Origin of the sequence: Mucilaginibacter aquaedulcis (assembly GCF_030409325.1) — a bacterium.
Taxonomy (GTDB): Bacteria; Bacteroidota; Bacteroidia; order Sphingobacteriales; family Sphingobacteriaceae; genus Mucilaginibacter; species Mucilaginibacter aquaedulcis.
On the sequence record NZ_JAUFPR010000001.1, the window covers coordinates 610,603 to 633,568 of the forward strand.

The window sequence follows — 22,966 nt, forward strand, 5'->3', positions numbered from 1 at the left end:
GTGTTTAAGTTAATAGTTGCAAAGGTAATATTAGTTAGCGTGTTAGCACAAGATTTTTAAAATACACCAACTTTTAACCGTACCCCTATTTTAATATGGCCATAACCTTATCGTGTTAAAACTATATATTAGCTATTAATTATATATCAACACGCTTAACCTTTATGCAAATTCAAAAATTACGGTTAGCATTTATGCTGCTTGCCGGGCTGATTATATGTTCGTGCAACCGCACCTCAAAGGTTAATTATGGCGATAACGCCGCGGTTGGTAAGTATTATAACGTAAGAGGAATTAAATTATATACTGAAACATACGGAACGGGTAAACCCTTGCTGCTCATTCACGGTAACGGCGGCAATATCAGCGCATTTAGCCATAACATTCCTTATTTTTCAAAAAAATATAAAGTTATTGCGGTAGATAGCCGCGCTCATGGCAAATCGCGCGATGACCGCGACTCGTTAAGCTTTGAGATGATGGTTGATGATTTTGCAGCCCTGCTGGATACCATGCATATTGATTCGGCATATGTTATTGGCTGGAGCGATGGCGGTATCAACGCGCTTGAACTGGCTATGCGCCACCCCGAAAAGGTAATTAAGCTGGCCTCAACAGGTGCCAACTTATGGCCCGATTCAACCGGACTTATCCCTTCGTACTGGAAAGGAGAGCAAAAGGAATATAACGCCAAAAAGAACACGGTATTTAAAACCGCTAAAGAGAAAAACGACTGGAAAATATTTTTGCTCGACTGGTTTCAGCCTAACATTAAACTATCGGAATTAAAGGCTATAAAATGTCCCTCACTTATCATAGGTGGTGATCATGACCTCATCCCTACCCCGCATACTATACTCATTTCGCAAAATATCCCTTCGGCAAACCTGTGGATCGTTCCAAACTCAGGGCACGAAACACTGATTCAGCACAGTGATGAGTTTAATAAAAAAGTGAACGACTTTTTTGAACAGCCTTTTCGTAAAAAATAAACCGGGATTGTAATTCCTTTAAAGCTTAACCACTACACCGGCCTGAAATGCTATTGAAGTATAAAAACTACCGGAGCTTGTATCATATTGCGATTTGGTAATGGGAGTATAAAAGTTATACTTGCCATCTAACGTTATGCCAATTTGATTGCTTACCGAAAAAATGAGCCCAAGCCGTGGCGCTACATAAAAATTCCTGATGTGCTGTTCAAGCGGAACAACAGTATCATCAGTGGTAAAATATGGGATGGTATTTTCGGTATAGTAAAGGCCTAAATTTAAGCCGCCGTAAAGCCTTGCCCCTTCTGTTAAATCAATGTTATAAACACCACTGGCATAGCCTTCAAAAACTTTGAGTTTACTAAAGTAGGCGCTGTAATCAGTTGTTTCTGTAGTGCCGTCGTTGTTACCCACAACACTTACTAAGTCATCCTTAGGTTTGTAAGCGTGGTATCCTAAGTTCAGCCCCACGGTAAAATCGCCCAGGAAACGGGATACACCAAAATTATAAGCTACGGTTGGTTTATAAATATCTTTTAAATAATCGAGCGGTAAATCATAACCAACTCCAAATGTAATGCCATAGCCCGATTCAAAATTACTATCGCCATTGCTGCCGCCGCCATAGGTTAACGCAGCGGTTGATCTGTGCTGGGCCATAGCCGGGCCGATAAAACATGCAAATACTAAAATCAGGATACTTTTTGCAAAAAGTTTATTTATTAAAAAGCAGGCTTTGAAGGAGATAGCAACCCGGTTGCCACGATTAAATTGATCAAGGTTCATCGCGGTAAAAATATAAAAAAACCTCAACTCGCAATACCTATTAATAAAATGCCGGTTATAATAAAACAAGACAAAAAAAAGCCCAGCTCTCGCGAGCCAGGCATAGGGGTATTAAATTTAGGTATATAATTGGTTAGAAATAATGATACGTTTTTTGTACAGGTTAATTTGAACCCGCTAACTGGATGTCTGCATTGCTTTTACCCTGTTTTTGCTTGTACCAGATACCTCCGGTGCAAATAATTACGGCTATCAATAAAAAGCTTTCGATATACAAATGAGTGGGTGAAATGCTTTTTGCAGGATATATAAATAGAGATGAAATATCTGGTATCAAAAGGCCAAATAAAGGAAAACTTGAAAATATTCTAAAAATTGCTAATTGTTCCATATATCTAACTAAATATAGGCCTAATTTACACCTTTTAGGAATACAATGCAAGTAATTTTTGCTTAAAACGTAAAATAATATTTCAACAAGGTTAATTATATTACTACATACAGAAAATATTTAAACGTAACGATTGATTTATTAAATCATCAAAAATAAAACGTTTTAGTTTATTAAAAACACAAATAACTACATATCAATAAGTTATAAACTTATTATTGAAATGGCATAGCCCGCACAAGTTCTAATACATTGCCCTGAATAGCCGGATCATTATTAATAATGTGCTCTAATTCAAGATCAGATGCTACGTAAACAATCACAAAATTGCGGGGTTGATTCCAAAAACTACCATTTAGTAGCACCTTACCACTGTTCTTCAGGCTTTCATAGTAATTAACGTGTTCTGAAATGCAATGCTGGTGCTCATTTTTATTTTCCCTTTCTTCAAAAAACAGCATTACATGGTGGGGTTGTTTATAAGCCGACTCTTCAATCATGACATAAAATAATTTACGTTTTGATTTTATGATTCACTGATTGTTACAACCGGATTGTAACTCATAGTAAAATCGGTTCTGTATTTAAAGAAAGCTTTTTATTGATGCGCCAAAATCAGTGCGTAAAGCCTAAAACAATTTTTAAAACGGTTTGTAGTATCAATATCTAAGCGTAGAATTGTTTAAATAGTAATAAAATTATTCATAACTTAGAATTATTCTACTAAATGTTAATAATTATGGAAAAATTAATAATATTAAGAATGTTCTTTTGTTTCCCCCTATTTGGCCTGATACTGCCTGATGCCGGTAGTTTATTTTCAAATAACCAGGAACAGATTCCAATGAGTCATATTGCAATAGAGGTGGCACTTATATTTTGCATAGTTATTTGCACAGCTGCTATTGCCTACAAAAAACGCTATCAAAATAATTCAAGTAAAGCTATGGGGCCACATTTTATTAAGCCGATCCAATTTTAATTAACCAACTACAATAGCTATAATATAGCTAAACGCATAATTGTGACAAAGCCTATCTTTTAAATAAGTTTAAAAGGAATACTCACAAATAAGAAGGGTCATCTATATAGATGACCCTTCTTATTTAATATTTACCCTGCTTTTTGATCAAGGTGCAATTGATCGCGCAGTTCTTTGATCTCCATTTCGTAAGCCCTCATACGAGCGTGCAAAATGTCAATTTCGGTACGCATCATCTGTATTTCGGTAATTAGCTTCGGCGATTCCTGTTTATCTATCTTTTTTTCGCCGGTTCCTAAAATCAACCATTCGGGCGAGTACTTCAGCTGAAAACAAAGCTTACGGATAAGGTAGTAACTGATATCCTGTTTTTGATTGATCACTTTACTGATAAAGCCTTGGTCAACACCAATTGCTCCGGCAAGCCCCAACTGACCGCCGTGCTCCTTTACAATCACCTTTAACCGTTTTATTATTGCTTCGTCAGACATATACGACTGCAATAATAAACAATTTGTTTATTTGGCAAATATTTATTTGCTTTTTGAGCCTTCTCGCTAAAGTGCAAACATCAACATAAATACAGCGCATTTAACTTCCCACCTGGTTTAGAAGTCTGTTTGGCAGGTTGCTGATGGTTTATACATTGATATGCCGACTGCTAAAACCGGGGAGTTGTTTTTTGAAGTTTACAAGCGTATTTTTTACAATGTTGATTTTTAATTTCCGGTTAAAAAACCTGTACTTTGCACTGTATAATTGCTGCCCATTACCAGGCGGCTTTAGCAGCTATAGTATTATGAAACCAGGAGATAAAGTAATTTGCATAAATGACAGGATTGATCCTGAAAAAAGCGAAGAAATAAGGCGGGATTTTGAGATCTGGATCACTAAAGATAAAGAATATACTATCCGCGAAATATTAGATAATAATGGTATTGTAACCGGTGTACTGCTGGAAGAGGTGCATAACTTCCCCAAATTTTTTAAGCTCATCAACCGTTTTCAAGAGCCGGCATTTGCGCAATGGCGTTTCCGCAAGCTCAACTATGCAAGTCAACCCGCCGAAGCCATCAGCGAGGTTGAAGAATTAGTTGAAGTTGAACAAGAACAAGAGGAAAAGAAGCAGGTAAGGGTAAATTAACTGTGCTGCTTTTTGAAGCTGTAAATTCAGCATCTCCTAATTTAGCATATGGTAAGTAATAACAAGCTCAAAATAACAGCTTGGTTATTATTTGCCATACACTAAAACAAGCCAATCGTAACAAACTCATTTTAAATACTTAACAAGAACACGTATTGATAATTTCAACATTATTAAAAATGGAATAAATGCCATTTGGCATAATAAGGATCTTAAAAAATTCTATTCATAAACGCGGGCAGCCTCAGTTTCAACAAGCTGGGTAAGTATGGTTCTTAGTACTGCTTCACGTGCCCATTGCTGCTCAATCGTGGAGGCATCGTCCTGGTACCATTTTAATGGCGCGTTTATTTCAATCCTGGCTTTGTATACAAAGTTTTTTGTGGGATGCATTTTGCTGCCTTCATAACTATTTAAATTTTCAGTCTTTATTATTTTGGCAAATTCACGGCTTTTAATATCAAGCTGCAAACATTCATCGAGCGAGTTTTTAAAATCGTGTTTGTCTTCCAGCCAAAGTGTAAGCGTATCATCGGTAAGGTCATGATCGGCAATGGCAATGCGGCTGTATTCGTAATCAACTGAAATAATGAGCCACCATAGTTGATCTTTTAATTTTTGGGTAATCTTTATCATTTTATTAGTTTTTAATTTACTGATGCTGAGGAATTATATGGGAGGGTATATATGGAGGGGTATTACCTGAAAGCAGGCATCCAACCGGGAAGGAATTTCTGTATATCAGCAATTTCTTTACTGTATTTAGCACAGGCGGCCAGATAGGCCTGGTAGCGTACGGAAGGTTCATGAAGCGATTGGTCAGTTTTATTTTGCTGATTGTCAGCACTTAGTGATTGCAGGGCGGAATAGGCTATGTACATTCTATAAATAATTTTCTGTATATAAATTTCTTTAATTCTGTAATAAACATTTGTTTATATAAAAAAATGTATTACTTTAGCAGAATTAATGAAACAAATATACAGAAATATCTTTATCAATATCAATAAATATCTTTAATAAATTTATCAACATGAGTGATAGCCTGAAACCCGGTAAAATAAAAACCATCCGCCCAGAAACACTGGAATTTATTATACTTTACAATCAACTTAAAGGAAAAGCATTTGTAGGTAACGCCCAACTGGCCGAAGCACTCGGGTTTAATTCACCAAGCTCTATTACTGAAATTGTGAAGAGCCGCCAAAATATCGATCCTGAAAAACTCAGAATTTTTAAAGAAAAATACAGAGATTTTATTAATAACACACAACCCGTCGTAAATACAGAAAATCAGCCAGCAATTAAGCCTGATGGCATCCCGATGTATGAAATTTCGGCTACCGCTTCAGGGGTGGAGGTATATAATGATATTAATGATTCTATGCCGGTGGGTCGAATGAATTTTCCCGGTATTGAAGATTGCGACTTTGCATTGCCGGTTTGGGGCCACTCCATGTATCCCTACCTTGAAAATGGCTGCTGGGTAGCTTTAAAGGTGATTCATGATAAAAAGATATTACCTGGCGAGGTATATTATATTGAATGGGGCGAGTACAGGATGTATAAACGCCTGCTGGCCGGTGATAACCAGGATGAGGTGATTGCCCACTCAGATAATACTACAGAGATGGTTGGCAGCCGGCTCAAGTATGCTCCGTTCATCATCAAGATAGCTGATATAAAAAAACTATGCCTGGTAAAGGATATTCACAAAAAACACAACCATTAAAAACAGTTAACAATTGTTAAAACATAAAAGCCGGTGATGTATTTATATCACCGGCTTTCCCTTTAGCTCTATCCTGAATATCATGCAATCAATATCTGTTTTCAGGCTATCTGCCATTTCTTCCAGCTCGGCTTTTGAAAGATCATCCCTGAAATCGTTGCGCCTGGTAGTATCAATATATTGCAGATATGGAGCAATCATCAAATTGTGTTTTTTGTTGAGCCTGTCGCCATCATAAGCTATTATTTTAAACAACTGATCTAAATGAACAAAATAATTACGCAACTTTAAGGTATCTACAACTTCCGATTCTTTTTTTAACCGCTTCAAAAATTCATCAAGAGTCATATTTTATTATCTTTAATGTATTAATTATCAGGCAGAAAGTAAATATATAAACAATAACGTGCATTAATCAGATTTCGGAACACTTATTGTAATATAGTTTTAGTAGATATGAATACCAAAACATTATATTTTGTTACTGAGCAACTTAGTGTTGGTAATACTATGCAAAACATTGCATTTTACACCCTCACTACTTTGATGCTTGGGGTTATCATAGTGCAGTTGAAAACAAAACGATACCAGTCTGTTAAACCCTCCGGAGCTAAATAACAGATCATATCCAGTATACTATTTTTGATCAGTTATTCCTAAGTCCTTATAAATCCACATGAAATAGGCTATCCGGTTTATAAGATCCATTTTTCATATTTTTGGGCTCGTCAACTTAATTATGGATACAATACTTATTCGCCGGGCTGCATTAACTGATATACCTGATATTTTGCAACTTATTGCCGAAGTAGTACCAGCCATGATAGCTTCCGGTAATTTACAATGGGATAATAATTACCCAAATGCGGGAGTATTTACCAATGATATTGAGCAAAACCAACTTTGGGTGGCGGAGGTTGACAACCAGGTAGCCGGTGTTAGCGCTATAACAACCGATCAGGAAGCCGAATATGAAAAAGTTGGCTGGGATATTTCCGAACCTGCCATTGTTACCCACCGGCTGGCAGTGAGTTCACGTTTTCGGGGCTTGGGTATAGCTGCAGCCTTGCTTGGTGAAGCGGAAAAGGAGGCGATCCGCCGAAATATAAAAACCCTCCGTATTGATACCAATACCAACAACCAGGCTACACAAAAGCTATTCCCAAAACTGGGCTATATCCTTGCAGGCGAAATCGATTTGAGCTTTCGCCCCGGGTTAAGATTTTACTGTTACGAAAAACGGATTTAAGTAATTATTTATAGTTCCCAAATACTTATAAACAATTTTTAACCCTTAGTATAACAGCCCACGCCAAATATTTATCAACATTTATGAGTTTTATTAACATTTAAGTATAAAACAAAAAATAATACTCATATATTTATTTTAAATAAGCGCGTAAGCAATCCCCTGGCCAGCGTTAACCTAAGTTGTAATTTAAACCTATAAGAAGATGGAACCTATTATGATGTTTGTAATCACTGCTATTGTAGCTGCTATATTTTTAGTCTCATTCTATAAACAAGAGCAAAATAAAATACGTAATCATCTGTACATCAATGATCTACAACATTTTTATCTATTAACAGCCGCTGAGTATAAAATTAAAGCCTTAGAACAACACGAACAGCTTAACATGCCAGGAAACATCAACACAACTAACACGCCCGATATTAGCCAGGAGGTAAGCAAGCTCACCACAGCTTTTGAAAATAACAACATATCAATCAAGGAGTTAAACAACAGGCTTGATTATTTATTAAATACTTTCAATATAAATAATAGTGTAATAATACAGCCGTACAAGGCAGTTTAAACTTTTGGTCTAAGAAAATTAATATTCAAAAAAAAAGCCGGTCAAAGCCGGCTTATACTTAAAAAAAGAATAATTTTTTTATTCGCTATTGTTAGTTACGTCTGAAGTTACCTTTACCTCCACCGTTGCCATTAAAGCCCGGTCCTTTATCTTCGGCTACGTTAACTGTAATTCTGCGGCCATAATAACTCGCGCCATTCATGCATCTAATTGCTTCCTTCGCCTCGTCATCATTAACCATCTCCACAAACCCAAAACCCTTACTCTCTTTTGTTTCGCGATCTTTAATGATTCTGAGCGATTTAACCGGCCCAAAGTCACCAAAAACAGCTGTTAATTCGGCTTCATTTACTTCTAAAGGAAGCCCTGCAATAAATACTTTCATCAATGTCTTTAAAATTTATATAAAGGTACGAAAAATTGAGCGCATTTTGGCAACCGGCTACAATAGCACGGTCTTTTTTACCTTTAAATTACCTAATGAAATAATTATTTGAGTTGTAGTTCAAAACTACCTTCAACCCTGTAAAATGGAGAGTTCGCCTTATCATCTTTAGCCAGGAAGGTAAAAAAGGTACCTTTGGCTATAAGGTTGTCATTATTATATTTTTCAATACTTATTTTTCCGGAATCGTCCTGCCCTACAAACTGGGTAAGCGTGTATTGCAGTACCGGCTTTTTATCATCGGCCTTAAATAAAAACTGGCTGCCCGCAACCCTGCTGGTGGTATTAGCCGAAGCAAAACCAATGGAGCTGATACCAAAACTCATGGTATGCGCTTTGTTTATTGCAGTGATACCAAAGTATTTACTTTCACCACTGTGCACGTTTATAAAAGCAACGGAATCTGTAGCCGCATCAAAAGTATAAGTAGAATCCTGAATGGTGATTTTTAAGATGCCCTTACCTGCTAAAAAATTATCGGGATTATTAACAGTATTCAACGCAGACGTACTATCAACAGCAGCGGCCACCTGCGGTTTAGCGGTATCCAGGTCTTTTACGCTCTCATCTTTCTGGCATGACGATATCGCCACCATAAGAAGTAAAAGACTGGAAATAAACAATTTATTAAACCGCATATTATCAAAGGCCTATTGATGGTTAAAGCTAATAATAAATATTTAAAAATTTCAGCACCGCAATCGATTTAAGTTAAAGTTTAACACTTTTTTACATATGCGAAACAGGAGAATAATAGCGAATGTTTATTTTTTTATAAAAATTGATAATTAATGAGCATTTATGAGAAATGCCGAAACTAAAAACACCTTATTTTCGGTTACCGAAAGCTAAATACGAGCTATAATTAGCACTCACCTAAAAAACCTCACCAACATTGATAAACAAGCCTCTTGAGCCCTGGCGGCCAAAGCCATAATCAATAGCAATATTGGTTTTTGATACCTTATTAAGTTTAACACGCAGGCCCGGCCCAAACCCTGGTTGTATGCGTTGTAACGGAGTACCCGGTGCCCCCGAAAAAGATTCGGCATTAATAAATGCCACACCGCCCAGCAAGCCATTCCTGGTTATTTTAAAACGATATTCACTTTCGAGATATACCATCTGCGCCCCTCTGAACCTGCCCTGTATATAGCCGCGACCCGTAGTATTTCCAGGATCATGGCCCGTTGCCGGCAGATCAAGATAAGCTGGCCGTCCGTTAATTACCAACCAGTTGTATGACCAGAAAGCAAGCACATTATCAGACCCTTGCGGAAATTTGTAATACTTGCGAATATCAACAATTAATGAACGCCATCCGGTTGTGCTCCCTAAAAAGGTATAATTGTCGCGGTATTGCAAAGAGGTATAAAATCCGCGCGAAGCATTTATGGAATTATCACGGCTATCAAACAAAGCATTAAAGGTGACACCTGTTGAAATCGACCGTGTTCCGGATGCATATCTTTCAAAATCAGACACCTGCCCGTTGGCCTGCCCCTTTTCAGACATGTTCCATCTATCATCGAAAATATAACCCAGGCCTGCATAAAAGTTACCTGTAATTTGCTTTAACACGGTTTCGTAAAAGCGGAAAAACGTGTAATCAAGCGGATTTTCATTCGCCTTGTCGGAGTTACTTCCTAAACCAAAGCTGCTTTGCGGGTATTTGTAAAACCTGAAATCGCCTATAAAATCATACTCGTTATCTTTTGTCCAGATGTTTGACTGCAGCGGTATGATCACCTGTTTCTTTTGAGTGTATGCCGGGTTTACAGTTATTGTTGATATGCGGGTATTTGGAGCGGTACGAAAAACCACATTGCCCGAAAGCGTACCCGCCAGATCGGTTTGCAGGGTATACCCTACTGCAGGCACAATAGATATCACTGGTTTGGTAGTTACTGAATCGGCTTTGCCCTGTTTGTAGTTTTTTACAAATATTGATCTGATCACATCAAACAGATCTTTTTCAAATGTAGTATCGGGATGGGCAACCAGTAAAGTATCCTTATACTTTGTACGGCCTATTGGTATGTAGCGTTTATCCTGCGCGTAAAGCCTTGTATTACTAAATAATAAAGTAGTTAAAACAAAACCTATAAGAGCTATTTTTTTCCTGCGCATTATGATGATTACCGGTATACAAATGGACTCATAATTTGCAATTATAAATAATTATTCAAATAATATCCCCGAAAGGTTGTTTGAATAAACTAATTTATCGTGCCTTTAAGCGTGGATCAAAAGTAAATTTGCTTACACTGGTTATCTTTATTTTTTCAAAATCGGGGTGTGCCGGGTTTAGCAAATAATTATACTCCAGGTCAATAATAGCCGATGGTACTTTTAAAACCGCCGTCTCCATTTTACGCAGCCAGGTATCGCCCATAAGTTGGGTAATGGGGTAATTAATTACCTTGTGCCAGTTGGCATTTAATTTGGTGAGCCGGGCCACGGTGATTTCAAAAACAGGCACGGTATCGGGTATATTGATGATACTCACCGAGAAATCGCCGCTGTATAAGGATGTACCTGGTGTATGGGCCAGTTTTTCGAGGCAGGAAAGCGCAAGCGACCCTCCTGTGTAAATAAGGTATTGTCCTTGCGAGTTCCATCGGCCGTCAACGCCAGATCCCTTACGGTCATTGGCATATTTGGTTTGGCTTATGCGATATACGTTCAAATCAGTCTTTGAGTGCTAAGTTCTTGATAATGGATTATGATGATTTTGTAAGCGATAACAGGTTGTGGTTTATAAACCGCAAACCTGTTAGGCCAATACGCCGTAATCTATACGGATAAGCTGATTAAGCACTATACTTATACCGGTTAAGGTATCAAGCAACTCAAACGGAATGGCGTCAATACCCGGGTTATAATGCTTTAGCCAGCTCTTAAACTCATCAAGGGTACCAAAGGTATCAAGGCCTTTATCAAAAAGTTCAAATAACTGTATAATATGTTCGCTAAGGCCGCGGTTTAACTCACGTGAACCTTGTATATGCTTGCGCAGTGTAGGCTCAGTAATATCAAGCCATTTAGCTATATCAATTTGTGTAGCGCCGGTAACCTGCAACAGATCGGTAATGGCATCTGAACGCAAGCCCTGCTTAATGGCCCCTAATTTAGCCAGCGGCGATTTAAAGTATGCTTCATAAGGCATTAACAGATCATTTACCATTGTTTCTGTTTCGGGCATTACATAAGGCCTTGGTGTTGCGCGTTTAGCCTCAACTCCTGTTTCATGACTTTTAATTGCTTTGTTCATACACAAATGTAATTATTTTCTATTTAAAACAAAAATATTTTGCTTTTATTTATCTCTCCTGTTTAAATTAAAGCCCGGATGTTTAAAACACCTGCCGACGATTATTTGAAAATGATTATTTACTAAAATAATTAGTAAATTCAATTTATTTCTTTTACCTTTGAGGGTAATTATTCCAATTATCATTTTAATCATAATGAAAACACAGTCTTATTATTCTAAATCGGCTGCGGTTTTAACCCAACGTATTGATGAGTATTTTATTTATATCGAGGGCGAACCCGATGCAGAACCCCTACCCGTTAAAGAAAATTCTAAAAGCGCAGCAGTGCATAAATCCTGGTTACGCGAACCTGAATTTGCTACCATATCGGGCATGGCCCTATTTTTAGGCTTTACCTGCAAGCAGGAGTTTGAGGCCTATGAACAGAAAGGCAAGCACGCACGCATACTCAAACGCGGACGTTTGCGGGTTGAGGCCGCCTACGAGGCTCGCTTACACCAAACGCCAACCGGGGTAATATTTGCCCTTAAAACCCTCGGCTGGAATGATAAGCCCGAAATTATCAAGCCCGCAACCAAACCCGACGATACGCTGAAAATAGAAATCTTCAATAGCGGCCCCATGCCGGCGGCTAATGAAAAAGATGTCGCGCTTTAATTTCCTGTGCTTCACTCCTATTGTAACCAAGGCCCTTGTTAATAAATAATTCAAAAATATATTTTGATTTTAACTAATTATTTTAGTATTTTTGAATTCATTTATGCCAATTAGCATTTTAAGCATAACTCAATCAACGGAGATTGATCCTACAAGAAATCCTTATTAAGAAGGTCAACTCTGTTGATAGCCTATTTTTTTTTCTCATAATACTTATATTATGCATACTGATATTAACGCCCCGCCATTCAAAGGCCTGGGTAGCTCTGTCCTCTTCAGGCAAAACTATTTTTCAAACGCCCATGTGGTTGTTAACCAAGGCGGTACAAGCTCGGGCAAAACCTACGCTATTGAACAGGTATTATTCTGTTTAGCATGCCAAACACCTAAAGCTGTTATCACGGTAGTAGCCCAGGATATTCCTAACCTCAAAGCTGGTGCGCTTCGCGATGCACAGCATATTTACGATAACTCGGTCGCCCTGCAAACCCAGGTAAAAAGCTATAATAAAACCGACCGGGTATTTCAGTTTAACAACGGCAGTATTCTGGAGTTTAAAAGCTATGATAATGCCCAGGATGCCAAATCGGGCAAGCGCGACTATCTATTTATCAACGAAGCCAATGGTATTACCTGGGATGTGTACACCGAGCTGGCGCTGCGTACCAAACAGCGTATCTTTATTGATTACAACCCCAGTACAGGTTTTTGGGTGCATGAAAGGCTAATCGGACAACCAAACGTTCAACTCATTATATCCGATCACCGGCACAATCCTTTTTTAGAACAAAAGGTAAGGGATAAAATAGAATCACTGAAGAAGGAAGATATTGAGCTGTGGAAGGTATACGCACGCGGCGTAACCGGAAAAATAACAGGTTTAATATTGAATAACTGGTACATCTGCAGTCAGATACCTCCTAATGCGCGGCTTATAGCCTCGGGATTGGATTTTGGCTTTACTAACGACCAAACAGGCTGCCTGCAGGTATTTCAGCAAAACGGCGAACTCTGGATCAATGAGCTATTTTATGAAACCGGCCTAACCAATACCGATATAGCTCATAAGCTCAATGAATATGGTGTGAGCAAAAAAACGGAGATAGTGGCCGATAGTGCCGAACCCAAATCAATAGAAGACCTGAAGCGGATGGGCTGGTACATTACCGGCGCAAAAAAAGGCGCCGATAGCGTTAAAAACTCCATTGATATACTTAAGCGCTACAAAATAAATGTAACCCGCAGCAGCATTAATTTACGAAACGAGCTTAATCGCTACAAATGGCGGGTTGATCGTAGCGGCAAAACCATTAACGAACCTATTGATGCCTGGAACCACTTGATTGATCCTTTGCGTTACGTTGCACTGAATAAATTAAGTACTAACGGTCAGGCAAAAATAAAGTCGCGTATGCCCTTTATTTCAAAACCAACTATTACTTCCAGTTTTTTCGAGGGCTTTGCGGGTTAAAGACACTGGCTAAACACTTCTCTTCACACTTAAACCGCACTGGCGGATAAACAATTAACAAACATCCGCCAGGGCGGAAACTCCATAATTATGATTGAAAAAACATTGCAAACAACCCAGGGCAAATTGCGGGTACAAATACCTGATCAATTAAGCGAATTAACACTCGGCCAAATGATGGCCCTGCAGGAAAAGCCAAACCTAAACGATGTGGAGGCTATCAGCATCCTTTCGGGTATCGCCACTAATGAACTGTATAACGTAAAGAATATTGATGATTTTCAAATCTTCAGCGAGGCTGTATTAGCTTTATCCTACCAGATCAGGTATTTATACAACAGCGAAACAATACCTAAAGAGGTAACTTTTATGCTGAATGCAGGGCATGAAAAGTCAGTATCCAAATCAATTCAAGTGATCAAAAACCTTTCGGTTGAGCCTGCCGGAGCCTTTATGGCCGCAAGAGATATTATCGCCGATGAAATTAATGAGCATATCAAAAAATATGGCGATGAGGATTGGAAAGAGAACTTTAACCCTTCATTAAAGGCCTGTTGCCATGTGCTGGCTCATTACTTTTTTTGCAGGGCCACCGGTAAAAAGTATGATGAGTACCAGGCCGAGGAGTTTTGCACCGAAATAGAAAAGATGCGGGTAACGGAGGCACTGCCCATTTCATAGTTATGTCGGTAATGACAACTTATTTCCAACTTAAAAGTGATATTAAAGATATACGCTCAACTCAGGAAACACAAGCCAGGGTAAATGAGCTTCGGCTTAAAATTTTAGAGGGACAGGTTGCTGTGTTACAACAAGAGGTAAACAAACTTAAAGAACACAACAAATCATGAGCTTAAAATCTTTTTTAAATAGAATATTAGATCATATCAAAAGTTTATTTAACACAATACCGAATGAAATAGCCACGGCTCTCAAAATAGGTATCTCCGTAACCGAAAATATTAAAAACTTTGTTAACTCCCCTGCCGCGGATGTTTTAACTGCAATAATTCCTGGAGATCTTGACAACACCATCAAAGAGAAACTTCAACTATCAATACCTGTTATTTTAACGGAATTGAAACTGATAGAGAGTTCCCTTAAATTAACCAAGCCTAATGATATTGCAAGCGCCGCGATAGAAACAATAACGGCGATGGATAAAAACATCAGATGTGGCGTATTGCACCAGTTATCGATTCTAATAACACAAAAAGTAGCCGATGGAAAATTAAGCTGGAGTGATGGTGTGTATTTATCTCAATGGTATTATGAGCATAATTTTAAACTGCCGATACGAATATCGTTTAGTAAATTACTGTTTTGATGTGCCCAGGAGCAGATTCGAACTGCCACACCCTTACGAGTGCCACCCCCTCAAGATGGTGCGTCTACCAATTTCGCCACCTGGGCCTTTGTTACAAAAGTAAGGTCATAAGCCTTTGAGTTTTGACTTATGACCTTTTTTCAAATCCGGCGTGCCCGAAGAGAGACTCGAACTCTCAAGAGACAATTCTCAACGGCTTCTGAGACCGCAACGTTTACCAATTTCGCCATCCGGGCTTATGATGCTCCGGTACTTCATTTGATAAGAAGTTTATCCTCTTACCTAATAGCGGCACCGTTTTATTAACAAGCGTGCAAATATAAACGTTTCCATTAAATTGCAAGTAAATAATGCAAAAATTGAGCGCTTGTTGTTACTTGTGGTATTAAAAATTAATTTCGGGTAAACATAATCCCTTATGCCGAAGCAAATGAAGAACAACTACCCGCTCATTTTCAGTATTTTATTTTATAGCCTGTGCTTTCCTTTAATTATAAAAGCCCAAAGCATACAACTTTTGCAACAAAATAAACCTTCTGTTTTACGGGGTTTATCGGTACTAAATGATAAAACCGCTTGGGCAAGCGGCAGTAATGGCTACGTAGCCATTACTAAAAACGGCGGAAAAACATGGGACTGGCAACAGGTAAAAGGTTATGAAAAATCAGAATTCAGAGATATTGAAGCCTTTTCTGATCAGGAAGCCATAATCATGAGCTCGGGCACACCGGCGTTAGTATTGAAAACAACAGATGGCGGAAAAAGCTGGCAGGAAAAATACCACAAAACCGATTCTGCATATTTTTTTGATGCGATGGATTTTACCGATAGCAAACATGGTTATATACTTGGCGATCCCATCAATAATAAGTTTTTATTAATGGAAACAAAAGATAGTGGTGAAACATGGAGTAACGCTGATAATCTTCCTGATGCCCTGCCTGGCGAAGCAGCTTTTGCCGCCAGCGGATCTTGTTTACGATCAAATAACGGCGACTTGTACATTGTTTCGGGCGGAAAAACCAGCAGGATGCTGACATTAAAACTTAATAGCAATGTTTGGAATTACGATAATTTTCCACTTATTAACGGTAAAGCAAGTGAGGGTGCATTTTCCATAGCAATTGGGAAGAGTGAAGAAATAATAGTTGGCGGCGATTATCAGAATGATAAAAAAACAGACTCTGTTGCTGTTATATGTACAGCGAACTCAGCGACCAAATTTATCAATCCACTATCCGGACCAGCTGGTTATCAATCATGTGTGGAATTTATCAACAACAAAACCTATCTTTCAACCGGTACCTCCGGAACCAATATCACAACAGACGGAGGTAAAACCTGGAGCAAAATTGACGCCTTAAGTTTTAATGTTTGTGCCAAAGCAAAGCACGGAAAACTGGTGCTGCTTGCCGGAAATGATGGCAGATTGGCCATTTTTAAAATATAGTTTACTGGTGTTGAGAGCCTTAAAAAAGACTTTTAAATTAATTAAAAAAACGTTTGCATCGTATTCTAAATCATTCTATATTTGCACCACTTTAAACGGAAACGGTAGCACTACCGAAGAAGTTAAAAGGATGATTCCGTAGCTCAGCTGGTAGAGCATAACACTTTTAATGTTGGGGTCCTGGGTTCGAATCCCAGCGGGATCACGAAAGCCTCTCTAAACGGAGAGGCTTTTTAATTCAAATAATACAATATAATAACGGGTAAATGATTCCGTAGCTCAGCTGGTAGAGCATAACACTTTTAATGTTGGGGTCCTGGGTTCGAATCCCAGCGGGATCACAAAGGGGAGTAAGATCGTTACTCTCCTTTTTTTATGCCAAAAATTTAAAATACAAAACACACCTACCTCATATACAAATAATTATATAATTATATAATTACCTAATTAAATCATAGTACTTTTTGAATTTAGGAAATGGGCTGGTGAATTATTTTAACCAATCAGTAATTTTAAACTGATTTCGATAAATTTATAGCATGAATTTTATCACTATAAATTTACTTGCCCCCCAAGTATGGGGAACTGTGTCTGATTGGTTTGTTGTCACCGGGACTTTTTTAACTGCTATTTTACTTTTCCTAACTTTCAGATCACAAATTGCTGTTCAAAAAAATCAGCAAAGGATTGCAGACATGGAAGCCGAACGATTTAAGTTCGAGCATAAGCCAACCCTTAATTTGACTAATTACTCTATTGTCAATAAAGAGATTGATTCTATGATGCACTCGACAGTTAGTTTCAAATTGAATTTAAGTAAAAGGGATTGCAAAAATCTAAATGTAAAACCGTTTAACACAGCCTCTACAATCGCAGATATATCGATAAGTAAAAACCACAATGGTTTAATTCTTCCGATTCCGCACGCTTATGAACCTATAACATACGAATTGCACTTTAAAATATTGAGCAATCCGGTGTTGTTTTCGCAAGAGGGCGCGACAATTATATTTTACCTTGAATATGAGGATGTAATCGGCAATTGTTACAGTCAAGAATATATTTACACTTTTACTGATAAAATTGAGGTGGAGTTTATTAAAAATCCACAACTAATATCACAAGTAAAATAGCCCTTAAATGTAATATTGTCTGAAACGTTTAAAAATTAACTACCAAGCTAAAACGCCCATCTGGTAACCAAAACATTAACTTATACTATTCGAATCCCAGCGGGATCACAGAGGGACAAGTCAGATAAAAATGATTTGTCCCTTTTTTATTTCCAATAATCATTCTTTAAATTACCTCCTGATAAGGCTTATCAGTTTCAACCTAATATAAGTCGCAATTCCCCCCTTAACTTGTCGCCTTTGCACATTGCAAGCGTGGGCTGTTCCTGTACCTTTGAATAAAAATAAAACATTATGAGAAAAATAATTTCGTTTATGCACATTTCGCTCGACGGTTTTGTAGCCGGACCGAATGGAGAAATGAACTGGATTAAAGTTGATGAAGAAATTTTTGATCATGTAGGTAAGCGGATAAGCGAAGGCAATGCCGCATTATACGGACGGGCAACTTATGAGATGATGGAAAGTTACTGGCCTACTGCAGGAGATGAGCCAAATGCCTCCAAGCACGATATTGAACATTCCAAATGGTATAAAAACGCGCACAAAATCGTGTTATCAAGTACAATGAATGATGAAGGTTTAACTAACACAAAAGTCATTAACGAAAACCTATCTGACAGAATAAGTGAAATAAAACAACAAGCAGGTAAAGAAATCTTGCTTTTTGGCAGCCCAGCGGCTACACATTCGCTCATTCAGCTAAACTTAATTGACGGCTACTGGCTACTTGTTAATCCAATTATTCTTGGGCAGGGTATTCCATTGTTTGTAGACATCAAAGACAAAATAAAACTAAATTTATTAACTACCAGACAATTTACTTCCGGAGTAACTGAGTTGAATTACATAGTTGACAAGCAATAACAAAAACTACAAATAGCTCAGATTGCCTCACCAGGTTCCACTGTTTTATCTCAGCGGGTTCATAAAATCCTCTCTGATCTCTTAGAGGGGATTTTATGATTACTCTCCTACTCGCTCCATCTCCCCAGCTTCTTTAATACCTTATCTATATAATCAACATACTTTTACCGAAAAAAATCATGTGAAAAATTTGCGTAGTTAAATAGCTACATTTATATTTGTAGTCAAATGACTACATAATGAATTTACGAAGAGATGTTTTCCAGGCCATTGCCGACCCTACCAGAAGGGCTATCCTTTTGCTGGTGGCTTCACAAACCATGACAGCAGGCGCAATAGCCGCTAATTTTGATACCGCCAGGCCAACCGTTTCTAAACATCTGCAAATACTCACCGAGTGCGAATTATTGAAACAGGAACAAACCGGCCGGGAGATCCACTATCATATCAACGCAAAAAAAATGAAAGAAGTAGCCGACTTTATTGAACCGTTCCGCCAGATGTGGGACGACAGGTTTAACAAATTAGAAGCCATCATGAAACAGTATAAAAACAAATAGTATGGAACTGAAAACAAAGATCAATGCAGAACCAGGCAAACATGACCTCACCATCACCCGTGAATTTGATTTACCGGTAGAGTTGCTATTTAAAGCCTACGCCGAACCCGAAATTGTTGCGCAATGGATGGGAACCAACGTGCTGAAACTTGAAAACAAACAGCATGGCGGCTATCAATTTGAAACAACAGATGCCAAAGGCAACGTGGTATTCAGGGGCAATGGTGCCATCCATGAGTTTTGCCCAAACCAAAAAATCACACGTACCTTTCAGATGGAGAATACCCCTTTTGATGTTCAGCTTGAGTTTTTGGAGTTTATAAAACTAACCGATGATACCAGCAAAATAAATATACATACAGTGTATCGCTCTGTTGTTCTTCGCGATCAGATGCTGGCCTTACCATTTGCGCAGGGCATCAATATGGCGCATAACCGTTTACAGGATATTGTTAGCAAACTAAAGTAACACACCATGCAAAAGAGAAATAAAATCATTTATTGGATAACCACCATCTGGCTTGCATTAGGAATGGTATCAACCGCGGTAGTGCAATTGTTAAAAATGAAGGACGGACAAGGTGGCGCTGATAGTATCATACATTTAGGCTACCCTATTTACTTGTTAACAATTTTAGGCGTTTGCAAAATTGCCGGAGTTGTGGCCGTACTTATTCCCAAAATGCCATTACTCAAAGAATGGGCATATGCAGGCTTTTTTTTCATCATGTTTGGAGCAATACTCTCTCATATCTTCTCGGGCGATGCTGTTGTAAAAATATTACCGTCATTGTTACTGCTTATCTTAACCATGCTATCCTGGTATTTCAGGCCGGCGGATAGAAAAATTATTTCTGTTAATTTTAGTAAATCAATATCGTAAATCTTTTATTAGTAAGAGTATGAGTACCAAAAAGCAATTATCAGCAGAACAAAGCGAACAACTTTTAAAAACTCTGAAAACCCGGTTTGAAAAAAACATGAACCGGCACCAAGGTATTGAATGGACTAATGTACTGGCAAAGTTAAATGCTGACCCTGAAAAACTTTGGTCGCTGGATGAAATGGAGCTAACCGAAGGCGAGCCGGATGTTGTTGGCCAGGATAAGGATACAGGTGAATACTTTTTTGTTGATTGTGCCCCAGAAAGCCCTAAGGGCCGCAGAAGCATTTGTTATGACCATGCGGCACTAAACGCACGAAAAGAACACAAACCGGCTAACAGCGCTGTTGATATGGCCGCCGAAATGGGTATTGAGCTTTTATCTGAAGAGCAATACCGCGAATTGCAGCAACTCGGAAAATTTGATCTCAAAACCTCCAGCTGGATAAAAACACCGGCAGAGATCAGAAAACTCGGAGGCGCCATTTTTTGCGATCGCCGTTACGATACTATATTTGTTTACCACAACGGGGCCGATTCTTATTATGCGGCAAGGGGTTTTCGTGGTTTGTTAAAGGTTTAAGTTTTATAAATATATGAATCCAAAAGTTGATTTTTATTTTAATAAAGCCGGAAAGTGGCAGCAGGAAACAGAACGGCTAAGAACGATCATTCTTGATTGCGGACTTACCGAAGAACTGAAATGGGGTTGCCCCTGCTACACGTTTCAGAACCGTAACATTGTTTTAATACATGATTTTAAAGAGTACTGCGCGCTTTTATTATTTAAAGGCGCCTTGTTGAATGACCCGCATCATATCCTGGTTCAACAAAGTAAAAATGTACAGGCAGCCCGCCAGATCCGTTTCACCAATGTTCTGGAAATTATAGAGCTTGAACCCGCTATCAAGGCCTGTGTTTTTGAAGCCATTGAGGTTGAAAAAGCAGGCTTGAAGGTGAATCTTAAAAAGACCGAAGAGTTTACCATGCCCCAGGAGTTTCAATATAAGTTAGATAAAATTCCGGCCTTGAAAACAGCTTTTGAAGCACTAACTCCGGGGCGGCAAAGGGCATACCTGCTCCACTTCTCATCACCCAAACAATCCAAAACCCGCGAATCAAGGATTGAAAAATATATTCCGCAAATTTTAGATGGGAAAGGGTTGAATGATTAGTTATCCGCATAAGAACAAATTAATCCATCCTCCCACTTCTTTAGTGTTTGAACTAAGTTTATAATAATTTAACACATTTGTTATTAGGATTATATTTTGATAATGGTTATTTTTAATTGTATAACCATAAACTTATCAAACTCCTGTCCTTATGCCTATTGAAGATGAATTTCAGGTAAGCGGCACCAACGATAAAGCATTATTTACGTTGAAACTGCACCGCGGCGAGGGCATGGCCCTGATAGCCATAAATTGGAAAACCGGCGAACCTTCGCTTGATTTTGTAGGCTTCGCTATAGAATATCAGGAACCGGGAGGCAGTAAATTCTTTGCACTTAAAAACCGGCTGTCGTTCCCTGGCAATACCGGGATAAGCGAGAATCTAAAACTATCTACAAGGCTATCACCTATACAGAAATTCAGGTGGGTGCATTTTCCGCGTAATGCAGAAATGCCGGGCGAATTTATCTATCGGGTTTCCCCTGTGTTTATGAATAACCTTGGCGAACTCAGCTACGGCGATTACCAGGAAGCTGCCATCGCGTTACAGCGTGAAACCTACCCCGGCTTCCTGAATGTGGCTTTTACACGCGGCTTTGTTGCATCGCAGGCATTTGTAGATAATTATGATAAATACGGCCCCATAAGTACACTGCTACCCTCAAAAGCAAAACTGGGCCTTACCTTTAAACCCACTCACCCTAAAACAACAGAGGCCCTTAGCTGGATGGGCTTTGAAGCCCGCAGTGCCATTATAGAGGTGCTTACAAAAGCCATTAATGACCCTAAGGCTAAGGTAGATGTAATTGCTTATGACCTGAATGTACCTGATGTAGTTGACCTGTTGGAGCAACTGGGCAAAAAGCTGCGCTTGATTATCGATAACGACGGTGCTCATGGCAAAACCGACTCGGCCGAAAAACAAGCTGAAGACCGCTTAACGGTCAGCGCGCTTGAGGTTAAAAGGCAGCACATGGGTAAGCTGCAGCATAACAAAACCATCATTGTTAACAGCCCTACCCTCAAACTGGTTGTTTGCGGTTCAACCAATTTCTCATGGCGTGGTTTTTATGTACAAAATAATAACGCTATTGTACTTACCGGTAAAACCCCGGTAAAACTTTTTCAGGCGGCTTTTAACCAATATTGGGCAAGCAACAAAGCGGCAGACTTTGGCGCTTCTGCCCCGGCCCAATGGCATCCGCTTGGCATAAAAGATGTACATGCCAGCGTAAGCTTTTCACCGCACGCTGCCGATAATTCGGTATTGGATAGTATAGGTTCTGATATAGCCACTACCAAATCAAGCCTTTTCTATTCCATGGCTTTCCTCGCGCAAACCAGTGGCCCTGTGCGTAAGGCCCTTACCGATGTAACCCTGAACGAACATATTTTCGTTTACGGTATATCTGATAAAAAAGCCGGAGGCTTTGAACTCCTCACTCCCGATGGCAATTATGCGCCGGTAAGTCCGGCTTCTTTAGAAAAAGATGTACCTGAGCCCTTCAAGTCTGAACCAACCGGCGGTGGCGGCACCCGCATGCATCATAAATTTGTTGTGATAGATTTTAACCTGCCTACGGCCCGGGTTTATATGGGCTCGTACAATTTTTCGTTTGCTGCAGATGGCACTAACGGGGAGAATTTACTATTGATAAAAAATCGCAAAATAGCAGTTTCTTACATGATTGAGGCACTGCGCATATTTGATCATTATGAGTTCCGGGTGGCGCAAAAGGATGCTAAAAAAGCACGCAAAAAACTGAACCTGCAGCCGGCACCTCAAAACCCAGATATACTCCCCTGGTGGAAGGAGGATTACACCGACCCTATAAAGATCAAGGACCGCTTATTATTTGCCTGACGGTAAATGTGA

30 protein-coding genes and 4 tRNA genes are annotated in these 22,966 nt (G+C 38.9%); 21 read left to right on the forward strand and 13 right to left on the reverse strand.

Annotation, left to right across the window (positions count from 1 at the left end; all coding sequences use genetic code 11):
- The first annotated feature begins 164 nt into the window (after positions 1-164).
- Positions 165-992 (forward strand): alpha/beta fold hydrolase, encoded by an 828-nt coding sequence (locus tag QWZ01_RS02495; protein ID WP_290321643.1) that lies wholly within the window; start codon positions 165-167, stop codon positions 990-992.
- A gap of 18 nt (positions 993-1,010) precedes the next feature.
- On the opposite strand, the gene QWZ01_RS02500 is transcribed toward QWZ01_RS02495, so the two are convergent.
- Together QWZ01_RS02500 and QWZ01_RS02505 are read right to left on the reverse strand one after the other, a co-directional pair.
- The gene (locus tag QWZ01_RS02500; protein WP_290321644.1) at positions 1,011-1,778 is read right to left on the reverse strand and encodes a hypothetical protein; all 768 of its coding nucleotides are present in this window, start codon (positions 1,776-1,778) and stop codon (positions 1,011-1,013) included.
- 606 nt (positions 1,779-2,384) lie between these two features.
- Entirely contained in the window at positions 2,385-2,669 is a 285-nt protein-coding gene (locus QWZ01_RS02505) for a YciI family protein (RefSeq protein ID WP_290321645.1), read from the reverse strand.
- A gap of 239 nt (positions 2,670-2,908) precedes the next feature.
- On the opposite strand from QWZ01_RS02505, the gene QWZ01_RS02510 reads away from it, so the two are divergent.
- A complete protein-coding gene (locus QWZ01_RS02510) occupies positions 2,909-3,151 on the forward strand; it encodes a hypothetical protein (RefSeq protein WP_290321646.1) in 243 nt (80 codons plus the stop codon).
- Between the two features lie 131 nt (positions 3,152-3,282).
- On the opposite strand, the gene QWZ01_RS02515 is transcribed toward QWZ01_RS02510, so the two are convergent.
- Positions 3,283-3,642 carry a helix-turn-helix domain-containing protein gene (locus QWZ01_RS02515; RefSeq protein WP_290321647.1) on the reverse strand — a complete coding sequence of 120 codons (360 nt, stop codon included), beginning with the start codon at positions 3,640-3,642 and terminating at the stop codon, positions 3,283-3,285.
- A gap of 308 nt (positions 3,643-3,950) precedes the next feature.
- Here QWZ01_RS02515 and QWZ01_RS02520 point away from each other — a divergent pair, with 308 nt between their 5' ends.
- Complete coding sequence (locus QWZ01_RS02520) at positions 3,951-4,295, forward strand: hypothetical protein (RefSeq protein WP_290321648.1); 345 nt, start codon at positions 3,951-3,953, stop codon at positions 4,293-4,295.
- A 222-nt stretch (positions 4,296-4,517) separates the two neighbouring features.
- On the opposite strand, the gene QWZ01_RS02525 is transcribed toward QWZ01_RS02520, so the two are convergent.
- Both QWZ01_RS02525 and QWZ01_RS02530 read right to left on the reverse strand, forming a co-directional pair.
- Positions 4,518-4,931, reverse strand: a complete 414-nt coding sequence (locus QWZ01_RS02525; protein ID WP_290321649.1) for a hypothetical protein — start codon at positions 4,929-4,931, stop codon at positions 4,518-4,520.
- A 62-nt stretch (positions 4,932-4,993) separates the two neighbouring features.
- Complete coding sequence (locus tag QWZ01_RS02530) at positions 4,994-5,176, reverse strand: hypothetical protein (protein ID WP_290321650.1); 183 nt, start codon at positions 5,174-5,176, stop codon at positions 4,994-4,996.
- Between the two features lie 152 nt (positions 5,177-5,328).
- Between QWZ01_RS02530 and QWZ01_RS02535 the strand changes: the two genes are divergently transcribed.
- Positions 5,329-6,027, forward strand: coding sequence for a S24 family peptidase (locus tag QWZ01_RS02535; RefSeq protein ID WP_290321651.1), 699 nt, complete (start codon positions 5,329-5,331; stop codon positions 6,025-6,027).
- A 42-nt stretch (positions 6,028-6,069) separates the two neighbouring features.
- Here the strand turns inward: QWZ01_RS02535 and QWZ01_RS02540 are convergent, their stop codons facing one another.
- Positions 6,070-6,375 (reverse strand): hypothetical protein, encoded by a 306-nt coding sequence (locus tag QWZ01_RS02540; RefSeq protein WP_290321652.1) that lies wholly within the window; start codon positions 6,373-6,375, stop codon positions 6,070-6,072.
- Between the two features lie 391 nt (positions 6,376-6,766).
- Here QWZ01_RS02540 and QWZ01_RS02545 point away from each other — a divergent pair, with 391 nt between their 5' ends.
- Both QWZ01_RS02545 and QWZ01_RS02550 read left to right on the forward strand, forming a co-directional pair.
- Complete coding sequence (locus tag QWZ01_RS02545; RefSeq protein ID WP_290321653.1) at positions 6,767-7,276, forward strand: GNAT family N-acetyltransferase; 510 nt, start codon at positions 6,767-6,769, stop codon at positions 7,274-7,276.
- Positions 7,277-7,481: 205 nt separating this feature from the next.
- Entirely contained in the window at positions 7,482-7,844 is a 363-nt protein-coding gene (locus tag QWZ01_RS02550; RefSeq protein ID WP_290321654.1) for a hypothetical protein, read from the forward strand.
- A gap of 91 nt (positions 7,845-7,935) precedes the next feature.
- Here the strand turns inward: QWZ01_RS02550 and QWZ01_RS02555 are convergent, their stop codons facing one another.
- The 5 genes from QWZ01_RS02555 to QWZ01_RS02575 all read right to left on the reverse strand — a co-directional run bounded on the left by QWZ01_RS02555 (position 7,936) and on the right by QWZ01_RS02575 (position 11,563).
- Positions 7,936-8,229: an RNA recognition motif domain-containing protein gene (locus tag QWZ01_RS02555; protein ID WP_290321655.1), complete on the reverse strand. Its 294-nt coding sequence runs from the start codon at positions 8,227-8,229 to the stop codon at positions 7,936-7,938.
- Positions 8,230-8,333: 104 nt separating this feature from the next.
- Positions 8,334-8,885, reverse strand: a complete 552-nt coding sequence (locus tag QWZ01_RS02560; RefSeq protein WP_290321656.1) for a hypothetical protein — start codon at positions 8,883-8,885, stop codon at positions 8,334-8,336.
- A 280-nt stretch (positions 8,886-9,165) separates the two neighbouring features.
- Positions 9,166-10,419 carry a BamA/TamA family outer membrane protein gene (locus QWZ01_RS02565; RefSeq protein WP_290321657.1) on the reverse strand — a complete coding sequence of 418 codons (1,254 nt, stop codon included), beginning with the start codon at positions 10,417-10,419 and terminating at the stop codon, positions 9,166-9,168.
- A gap of 94 nt (positions 10,420-10,513) precedes the next feature.
- Positions 10,514-10,978 carry an RES family NAD+ phosphorylase gene (locus tag QWZ01_RS02570; RefSeq protein WP_290321658.1) on the reverse strand — a complete coding sequence of 155 codons (465 nt, stop codon included), beginning with the start codon at positions 10,976-10,978 and terminating at the stop codon, positions 10,514-10,516.
- An 87-nt stretch (positions 10,979-11,065) separates the two neighbouring features.
- Positions 11,066-11,563 carry an Xre family toxin-antitoxin system antitoxin gene (locus QWZ01_RS02575; RefSeq protein ID WP_290321659.1) on the reverse strand — a complete coding sequence of 166 codons (498 nt, stop codon included), beginning with the start codon at positions 11,561-11,563 and terminating at the stop codon, positions 11,066-11,068.
- 196 nt (positions 11,564-11,759) lie between these two features.
- Between QWZ01_RS02575 and QWZ01_RS02580 the strand changes: the two genes are divergently transcribed.
- The 4 genes from QWZ01_RS02580 (at position 11,760) to QWZ01_RS02595 (ending at position 15,022) form a co-directional block, all read left to right on the forward strand.
- A complete protein-coding gene (locus tag QWZ01_RS02580) occupies positions 11,760-12,224 on the forward strand; it encodes a terminase small subunit (RefSeq protein ID WP_290321660.1) in 465 nt (154 codons plus the stop codon).
- Between the two features lie 220 nt (positions 12,225-12,444).
- Positions 12,445-13,695 carry a PBSX family phage terminase large subunit gene (locus QWZ01_RS02585; RefSeq protein WP_290321661.1) on the forward strand — a complete coding sequence of 417 codons (1,251 nt, stop codon included), beginning with the start codon at positions 12,445-12,447 and terminating at the stop codon, positions 13,693-13,695.
- A 90-nt stretch (positions 13,696-13,785) separates the two neighbouring features.
- Complete coding sequence (locus QWZ01_RS02590; RefSeq protein WP_290321662.1) at positions 13,786-14,376, forward strand: hypothetical protein; 591 nt, start codon at positions 13,786-13,788, stop codon at positions 14,374-14,376.
- A gap of 166 nt (positions 14,377-14,542) precedes the next feature.
- On the forward strand, positions 14,543-15,022 hold the full coding sequence (locus QWZ01_RS02595; RefSeq protein ID WP_290321663.1) for a hypothetical protein: 480 nt from the start codon (positions 14,543-14,545) through the stop codon (positions 15,020-15,022).
- Positions 15,023-15,024: 2 nt separating this feature from the next.
- Here the strand turns inward: QWZ01_RS02595 and QWZ01_RS02600 are convergent.
- A tRNA-Leu gene (locus tag QWZ01_RS02600) sits at positions 15,025-15,108 on the reverse strand.
- 66 nt (positions 15,109-15,174) lie between these two features.
- A tRNA-Leu gene (locus QWZ01_RS02605) sits at positions 15,175-15,258 on the reverse strand.
- A 194-nt stretch (positions 15,259-15,452) separates the two neighbouring features.
- Between QWZ01_RS02605 and QWZ01_RS02610 the strand changes: the two genes are divergently transcribed.
- The 11 genes from QWZ01_RS02610 (at position 15,453) to QWZ01_RS02660 (ending at position 22,954) form a co-directional block, all read left to right on the forward strand.
- Positions 15,453-16,472, forward strand: coding sequence for a WD40/YVTN/BNR-like repeat-containing protein (locus QWZ01_RS02610; RefSeq protein WP_290321664.1), 1,020 nt, complete (start codon positions 15,453-15,455; stop codon positions 16,470-16,472).
- Positions 16,473-16,604: 132 nt separating this feature from the next.
- Positions 16,605-16,677, forward strand: a tRNA-Lys gene (locus QWZ01_RS02615).
- A gap of 63 nt (positions 16,678-16,740) precedes the next feature.
- A tRNA-Lys gene (locus tag QWZ01_RS02620) sits at positions 16,741-16,813 on the forward strand.
- Between the two features lie 198 nt (positions 16,814-17,011).
- Positions 17,012-17,605 (forward strand): hypothetical protein, encoded by a 594-nt coding sequence (locus QWZ01_RS02625; protein ID WP_290321665.1) that lies wholly within the window; start codon positions 17,012-17,014, stop codon positions 17,603-17,605.
- Between the two features lie 294 nt (positions 17,606-17,899).
- Positions 17,900-18,472: a dihydrofolate reductase family protein gene (locus tag QWZ01_RS02630; protein ID WP_290321666.1), complete on the forward strand. Its 573-nt coding sequence runs from the start codon at positions 17,900-17,902 to the stop codon at positions 18,470-18,472.
- 239 nt (positions 18,473-18,711) lie between these two features.
- A complete protein-coding gene (locus tag QWZ01_RS02635) occupies positions 18,712-19,032 on the forward strand; it encodes an ArsR/SmtB family transcription factor (RefSeq protein WP_290321667.1) in 321 nt (106 codons plus the stop codon).
- A gap of 1 nt (position 19,033) precedes the next feature.
- Positions 19,034-19,501 (forward strand): SRPBCC family protein, encoded by a 468-nt coding sequence (locus QWZ01_RS02640; protein ID WP_290321668.1) that lies wholly within the window; start codon positions 19,034-19,036, stop codon positions 19,499-19,501.
- Positions 19,502-19,507: 6 nt separating this feature from the next.
- Positions 19,508-19,915, forward strand: a complete 408-nt coding sequence (locus tag QWZ01_RS02645; RefSeq protein WP_290321669.1) for a DoxX family protein — start codon at positions 19,508-19,510, stop codon at positions 19,913-19,915.
- 19 nt (positions 19,916-19,934) lie between these two features.
- Positions 19,935-20,498, forward strand: a complete 564-nt coding sequence (locus tag QWZ01_RS02650) for a DUF4256 domain-containing protein (protein WP_290321670.1) — start codon at positions 19,935-19,937, stop codon at positions 20,496-20,498.
- A 13-nt stretch (positions 20,499-20,511) separates the two neighbouring features.
- The gene (locus QWZ01_RS02655; RefSeq protein WP_290321671.1) at positions 20,512-21,090 is read left to right on the forward strand and encodes a YdeI/OmpD-associated family protein; all 579 of its coding nucleotides are present in this window, start codon (positions 20,512-20,514) and stop codon (positions 21,088-21,090) included.
- Positions 21,091-21,241: 151 nt separating this feature from the next.
- Positions 21,242-22,954 (forward strand): phospholipase D-like domain-containing protein, encoded by a 1,713-nt coding sequence (locus tag QWZ01_RS02660; protein WP_290321672.1) that lies wholly within the window; start codon positions 21,242-21,244, stop codon positions 22,952-22,954.
- Positions 22,955-22,966: the final 12 nt, after the last annotated feature.

What these genes read in the sequence shown, in the direction of transcription:
- QWZ01_RS02530 (WP_290321650.1), bottom strand. Translation starts at nt 5,176, where the DNA reads ATGTACATAGCCTATTCCGCCCTGCAATCACTAAGTGCTGACAATCAG.
- QWZ01_RS02645 (WP_290321669.1), top strand. Translation starts at nt 19,508, where the DNA reads ATGCAAAAGAGAAATAAAATCATTTATTGGATAACCACCATCTGGCTT.
- QWZ01_RS02540 (WP_290321652.1), bottom strand. Translation starts at nt 6,375, where the DNA reads ATGACTCTTGATGAATTTTTGAAGCGGTTAAAAAAAGAATCGGAAGTT.
- QWZ01_RS02655 (WP_290321671.1), top strand. Translation starts at nt 20,512, where the DNA reads ATGAATCCAAAAGTTGATTTTTATTTTAATAAAGCCGGAAAGTGGCAG.
- QWZ01_RS02575 (WP_290321659.1), bottom strand. Translation starts at nt 11,563, where the DNA reads ATGAACAAAGCAATTAAAAGTCATGAAACAGGAGTTGAGGCTAAACGC.
- QWZ01_RS02535 (WP_290321651.1), top strand. Translation starts at nt 5,329, where the DNA reads ATGAGTGATAGCCTGAAACCCGGTAAAATAAAAACCATCCGCCCAGAA.
- QWZ01_RS02520 (WP_290321648.1), top strand. Translation starts at nt 3,951, where the DNA reads ATGAAACCAGGAGATAAAGTAATTTGCATAAATGACAGGATTGATCCT.
- QWZ01_RS02590 (WP_290321662.1), top strand. Translation starts at nt 13,786, where the DNA reads ATGATTGAAAAAACATTGCAAACAACCCAGGGCAAATTGCGGGTACAA.
- QWZ01_RS02630 (WP_290321666.1), top strand. Translation starts at nt 17,900, where the DNA reads ATGAGAAAAATAATTTCGTTTATGCACATTTCGCTCGACGGTTTTGTA.
- QWZ01_RS02505 (WP_290321645.1), bottom strand. Translation starts at nt 2,669, where the DNA reads ATGATTGAAGAGTCGGCTTATAAACAACCCCACCATGTAATGCTGTTT.
- QWZ01_RS02595 (WP_290321663.1), top strand. Translation starts at nt 14,543, where the DNA reads ATGAGCTTAAAATCTTTTTTAAATAGAATATTAGATCATATCAAAAGT.
- QWZ01_RS02555 (WP_290321655.1), bottom strand. Translation starts at nt 8,229, where the DNA reads ATGAAAGTATTTATTGCAGGGCTTCCTTTAGAAGTAAATGAAGCCGAA.
- QWZ01_RS02510 (WP_290321646.1), top strand. Translation starts at nt 2,909, where the DNA reads ATGGAAAAATTAATAATATTAAGAATGTTCTTTTGTTTCCCCCTATTT.
- QWZ01_RS02545 (WP_290321653.1), top strand. Translation starts at nt 6,767, where the DNA reads ATGGATACAATACTTATTCGCCGGGCTGCATTAACTGATATACCTGAT.
- QWZ01_RS02635 (WP_290321667.1), top strand. Translation starts at nt 18,712, where the DNA reads ATGAATTTACGAAGAGATGTTTTCCAGGCCATTGCCGACCCTACCAGA.
- QWZ01_RS02625 (WP_290321665.1), top strand. Translation starts at nt 17,012, where the DNA reads ATGAATTTTATCACTATAAATTTACTTGCCCCCCAAGTATGGGGAACT.
- QWZ01_RS02565 (WP_290321657.1), bottom strand. Translation starts at nt 10,419, where the DNA reads ATGCGCAGGAAAAAAATAGCTCTTATAGGTTTTGTTTTAACTACTTTA.
- QWZ01_RS02610 (WP_290321664.1), top strand. Translation starts at nt 15,453, where the DNA reads ATGAAGAACAACTACCCGCTCATTTTCAGTATTTTATTTTATAGCCTG.
- QWZ01_RS02660 (WP_290321672.1), top strand. Translation starts at nt 21,242, where the DNA reads ATGCCTATTGAAGATGAATTTCAGGTAAGCGGCACCAACGATAAAGCA.
- QWZ01_RS02550 (WP_290321654.1), top strand. Translation starts at nt 7,482, where the DNA reads ATGGAACCTATTATGATGTTTGTAATCACTGCTATTGTAGCTGCTATA.
- QWZ01_RS02500 (WP_290321644.1), bottom strand. Translation starts at nt 1,778, where the DNA reads ATGAACCTTGATCAATTTAATCGTGGCAACCGGGTTGCTATCTCCTTC.
- QWZ01_RS02580 (WP_290321660.1), top strand. Translation starts at nt 11,760, where the DNA reads ATGAAAACACAGTCTTATTATTCTAAATCGGCTGCGGTTTTAACCCAA.
- QWZ01_RS02495 (WP_290321643.1), top strand. Translation starts at nt 165, where the DNA reads ATGCAAATTCAAAAATTACGGTTAGCATTTATGCTGCTTGCCGGGCTG.
- QWZ01_RS02650 (WP_290321670.1), top strand. Translation starts at nt 19,935, where the DNA reads ATGAGTACCAAAAAGCAATTATCAGCAGAACAAAGCGAACAACTTTTA.
- QWZ01_RS02585 (WP_290321661.1), top strand. Translation starts at nt 12,445, where the DNA reads ATGCATACTGATATTAACGCCCCGCCATTCAAAGGCCTGGGTAGCTCT.
- QWZ01_RS02515 (WP_290321647.1), bottom strand. Translation starts at nt 3,642, where the DNA reads ATGTCTGACGAAGCAATAATAAAACGGTTAAAGGTGATTGTAAAGGAG.
- QWZ01_RS02525 (WP_290321649.1), bottom strand. Translation starts at nt 4,931, where the DNA reads ATGATAAAGATTACCCAAAAATTAAAAGATCAACTATGGTGGCTCATT.
- QWZ01_RS02560 (WP_290321656.1), bottom strand. Translation starts at nt 8,885, where the DNA reads ATGGTGGCGATATCGTCATGCCAGAAAGATGAGAGCGTAAAAGACCTG.
- QWZ01_RS02640 (WP_290321668.1), top strand. Translation starts at nt 19,034, where the DNA reads ATGGAACTGAAAACAAAGATCAATGCAGAACCAGGCAAACATGACCTC.